This window comes from Priestia sp. ST2, assembly GCF_055810735.1.
Window position 1 is genome coordinate 256,769 of the sequence record NZ_JBVVNT010000004.1, and the last position, 14,264, is coordinate 271,032.

Annotated in this window: 14 protein-coding genes and 1 pseudogene; 4 read left to right on the forward strand and 11 right to left on the reverse strand. The window is 38.8% G+C overall.

The window, feature by feature from the left end:
* Positions 1–21 precede the first annotated feature (21 nt).
* Positions 22–1,272 carry a pyridoxal-phosphate-dependent aminotransferase family protein gene (locus tag AC0KUU_RS18465; RefSeq protein WP_097825211.1) on the reverse strand — a complete coding sequence of 417 codons (1,251 nt, stop codon included), beginning with the start codon at positions 1,270–1,272 and terminating at the stop codon, positions 22–24.
* Between the two features lie 12 nt (positions 1,273–1,284).
* Positions 1,285–2,526, reverse strand: coding sequence for an allantoate deiminase (allC, locus tag AC0KUU_RS18470; RefSeq protein ID WP_322552223.1), 1,242 nt, complete (start codon positions 2,524–2,526; stop codon positions 1,285–1,287).
* 306 nt (positions 2,527–2,832) lie between these two features.
* Here allC and AC0KUU_RS18475 point away from each other — a divergent pair, with 306 nt between their 5' ends.
* Positions 2,833–4,416: a PucR family transcriptional regulator gene (locus tag AC0KUU_RS18475; protein WP_322552224.1), complete on the forward strand. Its 1,584-nt coding sequence runs from the start codon at positions 2,833–2,835 to the stop codon at positions 4,414–4,416.
* 64 nt (positions 4,417–4,480) lie between these two features.
* On the opposite strand, the gene AC0KUU_RS18480 is transcribed toward AC0KUU_RS18475, so the two are convergent.
* On the reverse strand, positions 4,481–4,795 hold the full coding sequence (locus AC0KUU_RS18480) for an MTH1187 family thiamine-binding protein (RefSeq protein WP_208756871.1): 315 nt from the start codon (positions 4,793–4,795) through the stop codon (positions 4,481–4,483).
* Positions 4,796–4,919: 124 nt separating this feature from the next.
* Positions 4,920–6,089, reverse strand: coding sequence for a C40 family peptidase (locus AC0KUU_RS18485; RefSeq protein WP_043981496.1), 1,170 nt, complete (start codon positions 6,087–6,089; stop codon positions 4,920–4,922).
* 452 nt (positions 6,090–6,541) lie between these two features.
* On the opposite strand from AC0KUU_RS18485, the pseudogene AC0KUU_RS18490 reads away from it, so the two are divergent.
* Positions 6,542–8,066 (forward strand): annotated as a pseudogene (locus tag AC0KUU_RS18490) (catalase); the annotation flags it as partial.
* Positions 8,067–8,284: 218 nt separating this feature from the next.
* On the opposite strand, the gene AC0KUU_RS18495 reads toward AC0KUU_RS18490, so the two are convergent.
* Entirely contained in the window at positions 8,285–8,734 is a 450-nt protein-coding gene (locus AC0KUU_RS18495) for a hypothetical protein (RefSeq protein ID WP_013083798.1), read from the reverse strand.
* A gap of 255 nt (positions 8,735–8,989) precedes the next feature.
* Positions 8,990–10,327, reverse strand: coding sequence for a sodium-dependent transporter (locus tag AC0KUU_RS18500; protein WP_322552226.1), 1,338 nt, complete (start codon positions 10,325–10,327; stop codon positions 8,990–8,992).
* Positions 10,328–10,499: 172 nt separating this feature from the next.
* Here AC0KUU_RS18500 and AC0KUU_RS18505 point away from each other — a divergent pair, with 172 nt between their 5' ends.
* On the forward strand, positions 10,500–10,952 hold the full coding sequence (locus AC0KUU_RS18505; protein ID WP_013083800.1) for a hypothetical protein: 453 nt from the start codon (positions 10,500–10,502) through the stop codon (positions 10,950–10,952).
* Positions 10,953–10,994: 42 nt separating this feature from the next.
* Here AC0KUU_RS18505 and AC0KUU_RS18510 read toward each other — a convergent pair whose 3' ends face one another.
* Positions 10,995–11,420 carry a DUF6843 domain-containing protein gene (locus AC0KUU_RS18510; protein WP_025751186.1) on the reverse strand — a complete coding sequence of 142 codons (426 nt, stop codon included), beginning with the start codon at positions 11,418–11,420 and terminating at the stop codon, positions 10,995–10,997.
* A gap of 189 nt (positions 11,421–11,609) precedes the next feature.
* On the opposite strand from AC0KUU_RS18510, the gene AC0KUU_RS18515 reads away from it, so the two are divergent.
* The gene (locus AC0KUU_RS18515; protein WP_016764718.1) at positions 11,610–11,756 is read left to right on the forward strand and encodes a hypothetical protein; all 147 of its coding nucleotides are present in this window, start codon (positions 11,610–11,612) and stop codon (positions 11,754–11,756) included.
* An 18-nt stretch (positions 11,757–11,774) separates the two neighbouring features.
* On the opposite strand, the gene AC0KUU_RS18520 is transcribed toward AC0KUU_RS18515, so the two are convergent.
* From AC0KUU_RS18520 to AC0KUU_RS18535, 4 genes are read right to left on the reverse strand one after another with little or no spacing between them, the layout of a single operon-like run.
* Positions 11,775–12,191, reverse strand: coding sequence for a DUF350 domain-containing protein (locus tag AC0KUU_RS18520; protein ID WP_013083802.1), 417 nt, complete (start codon positions 12,189–12,191; stop codon positions 11,775–11,777).
* Positions 12,192–12,205: 14 nt separating this feature from the next.
* Positions 12,206–13,465, reverse strand: a complete 1,260-nt coding sequence (locus tag AC0KUU_RS18525) for a glutathionylspermidine synthase family protein (protein ID WP_165574966.1) — start codon at positions 13,463–13,465, stop codon at positions 12,206–12,208.
* Complete coding sequence (locus tag AC0KUU_RS18530; protein WP_013057715.1) at positions 13,465–13,785, reverse strand: hypothetical protein; 321 nt, start codon at positions 13,783–13,785, stop codon at positions 13,465–13,467. Before AC0KUU_RS18530 ends, AC0KUU_RS18525 begins: the two co-directional genes overlap by 1 nt.
* Entirely contained in the window at positions 13,785–14,243 is a 459-nt protein-coding gene (locus tag AC0KUU_RS18535) for a hypothetical protein (RefSeq protein ID WP_322552227.1), read from the reverse strand. Before AC0KUU_RS18535 ends, AC0KUU_RS18530 begins: the two co-directional genes overlap by 1 nt.
* Positions 14,244–14,264 lie beyond the last annotated feature (21 nt).

A 14,264-nucleotide genomic window follows, 5' to 3' on the forward strand; every position in this document is an offset into this window, starting at 1 on the left:
TATGATGAATAAAACGAATCTTTACAGACTAGACAGCGCTACTTCTTCCTCGTAAACTTCTAATGCTGCTTGTAAAGCAGAACCTGCATTCACGCTTGCCCCGTTTCGAATAAGCACTGCTTCAAGACCAGCCAATGTAAAGAGAACGTTGTCTTTTCGACAGCTGTATCCCATTGTACCGATACGCCATATTTTTCCGTGCATCGGCCCAAAAGAACTTGCAATTTCAATCCCAAATTGTTCAAGAAGCGTAGAACGAACTGCCTCTCCGTCAATACCTAGGGGAATTAAAACACAAGTAACGGTTGGAACTTTTGAATCCTCATCTCCGAATAAAGATAATCCCATTGCTTTAATACCGGCTACAAGTGCTTTTTCATGGAGGCGATGCCTTGCAAATCTTTCCTCTAATCCTTCTTCTAAAATAACGCGCAACCCTTCTCTTAAAGCATAGAGCATGGACGTTGCTTCCGTGTGATGATTTAATCTACGCTCACTCCAATAGTCTTGAAGCTGACTCAAATCAAAATAGTTGCTGATAATATTCGGACGCAGACGAACAGTTTGAGCATCTGCTTTTGTCGCAATTCCTTTTTCAACTTTTTTACGTTCCATGATGATTTTTTCAATACGATCATTGTACGTAATAGGTGCCATGCCGGACGGAACAGATAAACACTTTTGTGTGCCTGCAATCAATGCGTCAATGTTCCACTCATCTACTTTTACATCCGTACCGCCAATAGTGGCTACTGCGTCGACGATAAATAAAACATCTTGGTTGCGGCATGCAGCACCAATTTCTTTAAGCCGCTGCATTCTTCCTGTAGACGTTTCACCATGAACCATTGCAACAATTTTCGGATTTACTTTTTTTATTTCACGAATAACTGTTTCAGGGTCAAACACTTCTCCCCATTCGCATTCAATGTTGTGTACATCAGCTCCGTAGCGCTCGGCAATTTCCGTTAATAAATAGCCGAAGCGGCCGAAAATAGGGACGAACACTTTATCGCCAGGCTCAATTACACTTGCAAGAACGGCTTCAATCCCAGCTCTAGACGTTCCATCAACGGGAAAAGCCCATTTGTTTTTGGTTTGAAATAGTTCACGAAGCATTTCCATCGTCTCGTTCATAATGTGCGTAAATGCGGGGTCAAACTGACCTAAAATAGGTGTTCCTAATGCTCTTAATACGCGGGGATCTGCTTCTACGGGTCCGGGTGTCATAATCGTACGCGGCGGTGTATGAAGCTGTTTTGTTATAGTCATGTCAAATTCCTCCTAGTAGGCAAGTTTATATAATAGTTCTATTAAGACCTTTACTCCTTTTTCTAACTGTTCTCCTTTGGTGAATTCCTTTGGGGAATGGCTAATTCCATCTTGGCTCGGTACGAATAACAAACATGTGGGAACTCTTCGTCCGAACACCTGCGAGTCGTGGCCTGCACCGCTTACTAATTCTCGGGAGGAGATATTCTTTTCCGAGGAAATAATTTTGGAAAGTTCAGATAATTCTTCACTCATGGCGACAGGTTTTTCATCCATCCAGCAGTCGATATTCACTTCTAAATCCCCTGATGTTCGCTTTATAATTTCCTTCATTTCTCGTTCTGCCTCTTGTAAAACCTCATATTCATGATGTCTTATATCAACCGTGAATTCTACATATCCTGGTATTACGTTCGGTGCATTTGGAGAAAGTGTAATTTTGCCAACCGTTACGTATAAAGCGTTATGATATTTTTCGCTCAATTCAATAAATGCTTTAGCAAGTTTGCAGCTCGCATAAAATGCATCTTTTCTGATGTTCATCGGGGTTGTGCCCGCATGGTTACTTTCACCTTTAACAGATACTGTAAATCGTTTCTGGCCGACGATACTAGAAACAATTCCGATATCGCAACGAGACATTTCAAGCTGCTTTCCTTGTTCGATATGCAGTTCAATAAAAGAAGCGATGTCCGTGCGGTATGGCTCGCTGTGGAGGCCTTTTCCGAAATTGAGCTGTTTCATTGCGTCATCCAGCTTAACCCCTTCTTTATTTATAACATGTTTTGCATCACTTTTGCTGTGTAATCCATTCATATTGCCTGATCCCCAATACGTAAGAGGAAATCTGCTGCCTTCTTCTTCACAAAGTGATACGACCTCTAAGGTTTTTGTAGGGGAGCCGTAATGTGCATATAGGTACTGCAGAGCAATGATACCTGCCACAACACCAAACGCCCCGTCATACTTTCCTCCGTTTATCACGGTATCGATATGGGATCCTGTTAAAATAACTTGTTGTTCTGAACCCGTTCCTTGCAACCGTCCAAATAAATTTCCTACATCATCGTAATATGTTTTGAGGTGAAGTCCCTTCATTTTTTCTTCCAATGCCTTTTGAGCTGCACTCCACTGTTCCGTATATAAAAGCCTCGTGACCCCTTCTTTTTCATCTAACCCAAACTGTGACAACCAGCTAACGTTTTCTTCGATTTGCTGACAAAGCTTAGATTTTCCCGTCATATCTGCAACCATTGCTATCCCTCCTGCTATCTTCATTTTAAGAAAATGACTGATTGTTTTCATTAACACTTTCTACAATGATTTAGTGTTTTTTTAGCTATTATCACTAAATATATAAAGTCTTATATACGTCACTTTTTCTAACATTATATGTTATTTACTTTATCTTACAGGATTGAATATACTTCTTCATTAACAATTTATACATTTTTTTCTGAAAATTTTATTTATTTTAACTAAACTTTCTTATAAAATAAAAGATAGATAAAAATACGCGCAGGGAAATGTGAGAATTTTTAACAAAAGGAGTAATGAATAATGGAACTACAAACTCTTTTACGCATTCCAATTTATGAAAAAGCATCTGTAGTAGCTGGGCAAAAAGGAGTCACCCGCAAAGTACATAACGTCAATATGATGGATGCACCCGATATTTTATCTTTTTTAAAAGAAGGAGAGTTTTTAATTACAACGGGTTATCACTTCAAAGAACATGAAGAAAGCTTAGCAAAACTTGTAGAAGGAATGGCTAAAAAGAAATGTGCAGGATTGGCCATAAAAACGAAGCGCTTTTTCGAACACGTGCCTGCTTCTATTTGTCAGCTAGCTGATGAACTTCACTTTCCGATCATTGATTTCCAAACGGACGAAACGTTAGGCGCAGTTATTAACGAATCTCTCAGCTTTATTTTAGATAAAAAAACAGCCGAGCTTCAGCAAGCGATGGTCACACATCAGCTATTTTCCTCGTACATCTTACAAGGAAAAGGCATTGAGAAAATTATGCAATCTATTCAAACGTTATGCAATGCTCACGTTGCCCTTTTTGATACCCATGGCCATGAACTCTTTTATACAAACAAACGCGAACCCTTTTCACTCCCGATGGAAGAAGCGGTAGCGGGCGCTAAGCAGCTGTTTTTACGAACGGTAAAATATACAACCTTTTCCTTTTTACACACCAAAAAAACCGTTACGCTTTTTCCGATTGCTACTCATACAAGAAAATACAGTTATTTACTTATTGAACACCAAGTTTCTTTATCCGATTCAGCGCTCCTAACGATTGAACAAGCGACAAACGTTTTATCCTTCGAAATGATGAGACAGCAGGCTTTGTATGAAGCTGAACGGCGACGAAAAAACGATTTTTTCAATCAGCTTGTTAACAATTATTATAAAACGCTTGAAGATGCTTCCTTTCAAGCACAGATGATGGGCTTATCAGCAGGAAACAGCTATATTTGCGCCGTCGGGAAAATCCACTCTACATTCACGCCTTACAGCGATGATGATATGATCTATGAGCTCCTTCAATATGAGTTATCAACAGGTCATACAGAGGCCGTTTTGTTTTTCTATGACAATCTTTATATTCTTTTGTTTACACCTCATTCTCAACCTATGATTATAGAATGCTTGCATCGCTTGCAGGAAGCTGTTTACCGTCACTACGACAAGCGAATGTCATTTGGAGTTGGAAACCAAAGCCAATCCCTACTTACAATCACTGACTCATATAAAGAAGCTGTTGAAGCTCTTGAAACCATCCATTTTAAAGATCAGTCGAAGCTTATTCAATTTTATCAGCCAAAACAGTTTAAAGAACTGCTGAGGTTGCTTCCAGCAAACGATTTACAGGATTACTATTCTCAAACATTAGAAGGTTTGCTGCAGTACGATAAGAAAGATCGCTCCATCTTACTTGACACGCTTGAAACATATCTAAATTCCAATTGCCAAATCTCAGAGACTGCTAAGCAGTTATTCGTTCATCGGAACACGGTGATCTATCGAATTGAAAAATGCGAAGAGTTATTAAAAAGACCTATTCACACGTCAGAGGAAACCCTTCGGCTGCGCGTAGCTTTTCAAATTTTTTCTCTTGTGCATGCTAATTAAGTATAAATACAATAAAAAACGCCTGAGTGGATACTCAAGCGTTTTTTATTGTATTGCATATTCTTTATTTCGCTTTTAATTTAGACTGGACGGATTGTAATTTCCCAGCCATCGTATGATTTTCTTTATCACGGCGATCATCAATTCGTAAATTTGTACATACGCGCTGAATACCATTTTCAAAAGGCACTTCATGCATCTCTTGAACAATGTCTAGCAGCGTGCTTAATTCCCCTTCAATCAATGTATTCATAGGGGTTAATTGATATGTAATTTCATCTTCATGCTTGGCCAACACTTTTTGAATATCAGCTACGTACTGACTCACGCTTGGCGTTTCCGTACCTACCGGAATAATGGTTACATCTACAATAGCCATGTTATACACTCCTTTTATTTGTTCCCTAGTTATCATACCAAATCGCGCAAAAATTTCCTACTTTTACGTTTATAGTGTATAGAAAAAAGGAATAGTTCTACAACTACTCCTTTTTGTTATACTCTTATAGGTAACGCTTTGCTCCTAAGTAACGTTTTGACCAGTAAGAGTTGCTTAGTGATGTGATTGTCACGCCTGTTGAAGAACCTGCATGCATGAATTGACCGTTTCCGATATAAATGCCAGCATGACTAGCTCCTGGTTGGTACGTTTCAAAGAAAACGATATCGCCAGGCTGAGGTGAACTTACACGCGTACCAGTTTGATAGATGCTAGCAACTGTACGAGGAAGACTTACACCTACTGCATTGCGATATACATAGTTAAGGTAACCACTGCAATCAAATCCTCCAGGCGCAGCTCCACCCCAAACATAAGGTGTTCCCATAAAACGTTTACCGTATGAAATAACTTTTGAAGCTGAGCTTGAGCTTGTGCTGCTTCCTGTTGATGTTGAAGGTTTTGAGCTGCTAGAGCTGCTTGAATTTAATTTATTCAGCGTATCTGGACCCGCTTCTCCGTCTACTAATAAACCATTTGCACGTTGAAATGATTTTACTGCACTTGTTGTAATTGAGCCAAAGTAGCCTGTTACACCAGCTGAGAAGTAACCTTTATTTTTTAGTTTTTGCTGAAGGCTGCTTACTGCTGAACCTTTCATACCTTGACGTAAAATAGTTGAGCTGCTAGAGCTAGAACCACCAGTTGAAGCGCTAGAACCGCCATTTTTTAACTTGCTTAACGTAGCCGGACCCGCAATTCCGTCCACAGACAGTCCGTTTGCACGTTGAAATGCCATTACTGCATTTTTTGTAATTGAACCGAAGTATTGAGTCGTAGTTCCTTTAAAATAGCCTTTATTCTTTAGCTGCTGCTGTAAAGATTGTACATTTGGTCCAGTTGAACCAACGCGCAGCAATGAACTTGAGCTAATTGATGAACTTGATGAGCTTCCTAGCAGCTTATTAAATGTAGATGGACCTGCAATGCCATCTGCAGATAAACCATTTGCACGCTGAAACGACTTTACTGCGCTAGTCGTGATTGAACCGTAATAGTTTGTTGTTGTACCGTATGTAAAATAACCTTTGTTTTTTAATTTTTGCTGTAATTCTTTCACATCTGAATTACTTGTTCCTGGGTGCAGCGTAGCATCTCCTAAAGCAGCTTCACTAATTGTAGGTACTACTGTTAAAGATCCACATAACGCTAACGAATATATCAACTTTTTCATAAAAAAAGGTTCCTCCAATGCCATAATCTACTAATCTATAAGACGTTTACATTGTAACAACACATTATTACAAAATAACATCACTAATATTACATTTATGTTACAGGAAACGACAGTAGCGCAGCTGTATGGTGTATATTGTCGTAGTTTATTGTCGTTTAACACTTAATAAGTTCGACAAAAAAGCTAATATATTCCAATATTATTCCTTTTCCTACACTAATAATAGGTAAAAAATCACCCGTAACATTATCTTTATATTTCAAAAAAAACAATTTATTTTTTTTTGAAATGTGAAACTTTTTTAAAATTTATTCGTTTAGCGAATTTGTTTCCCTCTCTAGTAAAACAGCTTTTCTTCTAAAAATTTATATTATTTCCATATTAATGAATAAAAAAGCGAGGGCTGAAAAAAATAGTCTTGTTATGTTGGAAACAAGGAGGATTATTTTATGAGCCATAAAGGCATTCATGGTACAAATGTTAGCGGATCAGGTGACTCGGAAGACAAACGCTATGCAGCCGGAGAAAACGAGCAGACGCTTACGACGCGTCAAGGTCACCCCATTCGTGATAACCAAAATTCTCGAACGGTAGGCAACAGAGGCCCTGCTACTCTTGAAAATTACCAGCTGATTGAAAAACTTTCGCATTTTGATCGTGAACGTATACCAGAACGTGTTGTTCATGCCCGGGGAACGGGAGCTCACGGGTATTTTGAAACGTACGGAAAGCTTGGTGACGAGCCCGTTGAAAAATACACCCGCGCAAAAGTTTTTTCAGGAGCAGGCAAACAGACGCCCGTTTTTGTCAGATTTTCTACCGTAACTCATGGAAAGGACTCTCCAGAAACAATGCGAGACCCAAGGGGATTTGCTGTAAAGTTCTACACAGAAGACGGAAACTGGGACTTAGTAGGAAATAATCTTAAAATATTTTTTATCCGCGATGCTATTAAATTCCCTGATTTGATTCATGCTTTTAAGCCCGATCCTGTGACAAACCGTCAAGATACCGAGCGTATTTTTGATTTTATTTCTCACACCCCTGAGGCTATGCATATGATTACTTTTTTATTTTCACCTTGGGGCATACCTGCTAACTATCGGCAAATGCAAGGTTCCGGTGTTAATACATATAAGTGGGTAAACAAAGATGGCGATGCGTTTCTTGTGAAATACCATTGGGAACCAAAACAAGGAATTAAAAATTTGACCCAAAAGCAAGCAGAAGAAATTCAAGCTAAAAATATTAGTCACGCCACTCAAGACTTGTATGAAGCTATTGAGAGCGGTAACTACCCCGAGTGGGAACTTTGTATACAAATCATGGAAGATGGAGAGCATCCCGAACTGGATTTTGATCCGCTTGATGACACGAAAATTTGGCCGGAAGACAAATTTCCATTTCTCCCAGTAGGTAAAATGGTCCTAGATAAAAATCCAAGCAACGTATTTGCTGAAACGGAGCAAGTCGCATTTGGTACGGGTGTACTTGTAGACGGGCTAGATTTTTCTGATGATAAAATGCTGCAAGGAAGAACGTTTTCTTATTCCGACACGCAGCGTCACCGGGTGGGAACAAACTACTTGCAGCTGCCTATTAACGCGCCGAAAAAACATGTAGCAACAAATCAACGCGATGGTCAAATGGCCTATCATGTAGATGCTGCTCCAGGTCAGAATCCGCATGTGAATTATGAGCCTTCTTCTCTTGGAGGTCTTCAAGAAGCGCATGACCATCCAAAACCTCATCAGCCTTATGTTGAAGGAAATATAAAAAAAGAAAAAATTGATCGTACAAATGACTTTAAGCAAGCTGGTGAACGCTATCATTTACTAGAGGACTGGGAACGTGATGAGCTTATTCAAAATTTAGTAGACGGCTTAAAATGTTGTCACCATACCGTTCAAACAAAGATGATTGAGCTTTTAACTCAATGTGATTTTGACTACGGCAATCGCGTAGCAAATGGCATTGGTCTTCTGATGCATGATGATGGTTCCCTAGAAATTGAAATGGGAGCAGAAATGACTCCTACATACGGGAAATTGCCAAAAGAAGGCGGTTCACCGTTAGGAAGTAACAAAGCTGCTGATGCGGTAGAAGAAGCTAATGAAAAAGGACACGATGCTCATCCTTATTAACAAAAAAACATCCTGCAGCGACAGCAGGATGTTTTTTGGGTTAAACGCTTATGACCAAGTAACGGCAAACACGTGGTAGTCATTTTTTAACTGTGGCGCATCAATGGGTGTCCCGTGCTGATATCCTTGTTTCACTCTTTTAGGATGTAAGGGTTGAACCCATTCTTTCACTTGCTGTTTTGTACCATTTGCTAAAATATATACACAATCAGAAAATGCCCCGTCATTGTTTGGACTATCAACTTTTAGTACTTCCACTAACACATCTTGGACACACGTTTTTCTCTGAATACACATAAGCGTATGGTAGATAATATCAGCGGACACATCGTTATTTAAACGAAAGCCCACCTTCTTTTGTTCAAAAAAAGACGAGAATGAGACGATTGGTAATGTCTTTTTTTGTTCATACGCTTGAGATAAAATCTTGACAAGAACTTCTCCGCTCAAGATGATCCCTCTTTCTAAAAAACGCTTCATCACAACATATGTGAGCATTGATTATGCTCATAGGATAATATATTATCATAGTTTAATTCTGTGGTGTTAGTCTTTTTTGGGGTTTTTACACTGGGAATTATACCCGCCTATTTCTTGCGTTTCCCTGACGTTCTCGCTACTAGCAACAGAATTATTAATAAAATGAATACCCCTGCCCCTACAAACATATCATACAAGAAATCAAGCATCATACTCCTCCTCTTCCTTCAAAAAAACGCTGTTAAAACCAAGCGTTTTAACAGCGTTTTTTTGTTAGATAAAGCCTAGCATATTAATAAATACAATGATAATTAAAACAGGTGCGATATATCGAATGGCAAGAAGCCATAAAGAGAACCAGCGCTTCACATTCGTTGAACCGTGCTTAAATTCTTCAATTAGCACATCTTTTTTCATTTTCCAAGGAACAAAGATGGCAATTAAAAGAGCTCCGAGTGGCATAAGGATATTACTTACAAGAAAATCGAAAGCGTCAAAGATACTTTTTCCAAAGAGCGATACGTCACTTAATAAACCATATGATAGCGCTGAAGGTATTCCTACCACGAAGATTAGCAAGCCCGAAATCCAAGATAGCTTTATACGCTTATGCTGCTCTCCTTTGGCTAAAGAAGCAACAATAATTTCTAACATCGAAAACGCAGATGTCAAAGTGGCAAATAAAAACAGCGCCAAAAAGAAAGTTTGAAACACAATTCCGAACGGAAGCTGTTCAAAAATAGAAGGCAATACAATGAATAAAAGACCTGGTCCTTCCGTGGGTTTGACACCCATTGAAAAGACCGCAGGGAAAATTGCCAGTCCTGCTAGTAAAGAAATCAAAATATTTAACGCTGAAATTGAAATAGCCGATTTTGGCAAGTTTTGCTGCTTAGATAGATACGAACTGTACGTAACCATAACTGAAACGCCTACGCTAAGGGAAAAGAATGCTTGTCCCATCGCAAACAAAATGGTTTGGGATGTGAGCTTTGAAAAATCTGGATACAAAAAGAAAGATACGCCTTCCATTGCCCCTTCTAATGTTAAAGAACGAATAATGATAATAATAAATAATATAAAGAGAGCAGGCATTAAAATTTTGTTTGCTTTTTCAATACCATTTTGAATGCCTCTTGCTACTACAACAATTGTTAAAAGAAGAAAAACAAGTTGAGAGATAACAGCACGTGTTGGATTAGCAATGGTCGAGTTAAATAAACTCCCGTAGTCACTTACTCCATTCAGCTGACCAGTGACGCTTGCAAAAATATATTGCAAAATCCAGCCTCCTACTACACTATAGAAGGATAATAAAATAAAGCATGTAATCACGCCTAAATACCCGATTGCTTTCCATAGGGAACCGGGAGCAACTGCATCATATGCACGAATTGCTTCTTTTTGTGTATGTCTACCTAGTACAAATTCAGCAAGTAAAAGCGGCAAACCAATAATTGCTGTAAACAAGATAAACAGTAAAAAGAAGGCCCCTCCTCCGCTTGTTCCGGCTACATAAGGCAGTTTCCAAATGGCTCCGATTCCAATTGCAGAACCGGCAGATGCCAAGATAAAGCCGAGTTTTGATGTCCATTGTTCGTTTTGACTCATTTTTTCTCACCATTTTTCTTTATTTATTCTGATTTGTCATACTATAGCACACAACCCTTCTGTCGAAAAGGGTTTTTGTTGTTTTAACCCTCATCATGTGTTATGAATAGTATGTAGGTTTCATGATTTATTTTCGTAACTAAAAAAAGTTTGACAGTTAGAGGTACAAAAAATGACAAATCAGCAAGTAATACAGCAACAATTTTTAGATAAGTTCCTTGACTTTATCTTAGTAAAATGTCCAAACTGCGAACTATGTGCGCGAGTTGTAAAACTGGATAAAAAATTGAGCGGGTCAACGCACTCATGCACGTGTCCTCACTGCGGTTATCTAGACGTAACCAACGCTGATAGCCAAGGACCGTTAGAACTTTCTGAAGCAGTAGATCCTTTTTTTCAGCTTCCGCTTTACTTAGAAACGATATGCCCTGAACGTCGACTTTGGGCTTATAACTTAGATCACCTTCAGTATATTGAATCTTATATTGAAGTTAAAACATGCGGGGCTTGTTTCGACGAGCTGTCGGTTGAACATTCATTGCCAGATTGGGTAATTCATAAGCAAGAAGAAGCATTAAGCGAAATTCAACGTTTAAAAGATACCGTCTTTTGCACATTCAAATGAAGATAGAAAAGAAACGTTGCCGAAGGGGCAACGTTTCTTTTTTTACGAAGAACTTTCTTCGGTAAGTTTTCTTCGATAGTCTCCGGCCTTATCGAACTCTTTTGCGGTGCCGACGAAAAAGTAGGTTACCGTATGATTTTTGTTACCTTGAGTCGTTCCATGAATCATCTTCCCCTGCTTCAATTGCTTTCGCTCTCCATTCTTATTTACATAGAAATATTTATTTCTTGCCCAGCCGCCGCCGCTTAAAAGCGTTTTGGTTTTCCCGACTCCCTGGTCATTTACTTTAAATACAGTGTAGTCTCCTTCTGTCTTGCTGGGGTTTCCGTTATCTTTATCATATTCGACCATAACCCATCCTTTGTACCCTTCTGGTATAAGGAAAATGCTCGGTTGAGACGTTTCATCTGGGCGTCCACATCCAGCTGCGATTACAATCAATAAGCACAAAATAAGCCACCTTTTCACTTTTTCCAACTCCTTTCTTAATAAAAGACGTGCCTCTATACTGCTTTTAGTTTTTGTTGAAGGTGAGATTATATTCTTTTTGCATCCCTCAATTTTTTCCAGTTCACCCAGTCAAATATGCTATATTTACGTATTGTTTGTCACACACTATTAGCAGGCGTTTACAATTTACATGGGAGGATAACAAAAATGAGCTATGTTTTTTTATTTATTTTGCTCTTTGTCATTCCGCTTTACACACAGCAAAAAATTGTTCGTGCCGACCGTGAAAATACACGTACATTATTACTAAGTGAACACGAGCAATCTGGACATAAAAAAAGCGATTCCCCGTAAAACAGGAATCGCCTTCTTTTAATATGTTAAGCTTCCGGCTACAATAAGGCCGACGGCAACCGACGCTGCAAAAAGAGTTACTCCAACCGCTATATTTCCTTCTTCTACTTTTTTGGCTAGGCTCGTTTTAGGCGTCATGATAAATTCAATAATCCAATATGCCACTACTTGAGTAATGATACCTACTACTCCCCAAAGAGTTGCATCTACCAAATTTAAGCTGTTGCTCCATACAGTAAAAATGACAATAGCAAGCCCAATTCCTTTTCCCCATAACTTCAAAGCGACCGCCACATTGCCTTTTTTTATGAGTTCACGGTCATTAAATTTTGTTGTTAATTCAAATACCATAACTCCGATAAATAATAACCCTAACCCTACCGCTACGTGAGATAAAAAACTCCCTATACTAGCCCAATCAATCCATTGTGTCATTTTTATTCCCCTTTTCATTTTAATCCAATCGGCAAATAATACGATTCGTTATCCGTAATTTGATTTCCAGCTCGTATTCCTACTGCGCTTGCTTTTCCATTTAATAAAAAGCACCCGTACATGATATGAGCCTCTATTGTTTGCGTTTGAGTCTTCATCGTTGCAGTTGGCAAAGGAATAAACTGTTGATACACAGCCATGTATTCTTGATATGTCTTATGCTGATCTTCGTCTATTTTGATTCCGTCTTCATTATAAATTTCAACGGTATCTCCCTCACGACCAAAGGATGGTTTCTTCACAAATGCTTGTTTTCTTCCAATAAATGTATCTTCTTCTAAATACGTTGGTAAAAAGTATGTTTCAATGATGTGATGCTCTTCTTTAGTGAAGAAAGGATGATGTTGTTCATGCAAAGCCCAAATGAGTGCTTGCACGGCTTTGGACTGCAGCAAAAATGCAGAAGGCGGATTGATTATGGCTACTTGTTTTTGCTGTGCTAATGTTAAAAGCATGTGTCCGACTTTTTCATGCGTACTCGGATCTTCATCTTCAATTAAATGTTCAAGCGGATAAGTTTGGCGATAGAGTACGTCTATTTTTTGTCCATATTGATCATACACGCCCGCTTCTATATGTTCACCTTCTTCCACTGTAGAGGAAGGGACAATTCGAAGCTGCGATAATGGAACGTATGTAGCATCTACATCGGCTAGCTTCATTAAATAAAGAGTCGTTAACTTATCTTCTTCATGCGTATCGTGTGAAGAAAAAACGACGTTTGGATAGTTCGTTCTATCGAGCTCGTTATAAGCTTCAAAAATGGCGTGTTTTAATGCTAAAGCAAGCTTTTTTTCTTCAAGCTTATTAGGGTTTTGTACTTGAAAATGCCGACAGACTAACTCATTTACATGAAATAATTCTTTAATGAACGTAGGCGTATCCGCATTTAGTTCTAAAAGCTTGATTTGATCAGTCGTAACAGCAAAATCAAGGCGCGAAATCACACTTTCTGTTTCCATCGTTTTCAGTCGTAGGTACGGGAGGGTGTCTTTTGGAAATCCTAAAGAAAAAAGCGTCTGATCATCTAACGAACGAAGTAAAGGTGCAGTTTTAAAAAATAATTCACCAATTTGATTTGCAGCTTCTTTAATAGAATCAATGATATGAGAAGACTCTGTATGTACGTCATAAAGAGCATACTCTGTTCCGTATAAATCGTGCCAAAAATCTTCAATTTCTTTATAAAACATTTCTCGCTTTTCTTTATGCATTACCCGCCAAAACCGCCTTTAGAGCCGCTCCCAATTCCAGATTTATACGAGCTGCTTGATTTAAATGATTTATAGGCCGATGATGAGGTCAACTGTTTTTTAGAGCCGTAGTAGCGGCCTCCGTGATAATATGAGCCGCTGTGCGAAGAAGAAGAATCTGAACAGTAGTACGTTTGGGTATCTTCATCCCACTTCCACTTGTCACACGATTTATCTTTCGGTTTAGCTGGTCTTGCCTGATCAGTTGAACCACAGGCAACGAGCGATGTCATTAAAGCTGTGGTCAAAACCCCGGCCATCATTTTTTTTGTTTTTGACATTACGCCTTCTCCCCCTCATACGTTACGCCTGTTTTTGTTACATATAAACTGTACACGCTGCGATCTTCATCAATTTCCGCAGAGTCTCTTTCCCATTCCCATCCATTGTAGTATGTATAAACTGTTCCGATATAGCTCAATACGTCCAAATGCGTATAAAATGAAGAGACGAATAAAATCGGATGTCCTCGAAGAGAATTCAGTTCGCGTACTTCTAACGTAATCTCTCTGTTATCGTCTTCTGCTTGCTCTTTCGGCCCATGTTCATGTTCTTTTACATAAATAATATGTATATCATCTTCGACTGCAGATGAAGTTTGTTTATACGTTACTCCTTCTTTAACAAAAAATTCGCATTCTCTTCTTGCTAAAATTTGTTCAAGTTCAATAGATTGATAGTGATAAATAGATACAAACGTATCATCAGGCTTTAGCAGTCGGTATTCTAACTTCCCCATTGTGCAACTCCTTTTGTGACT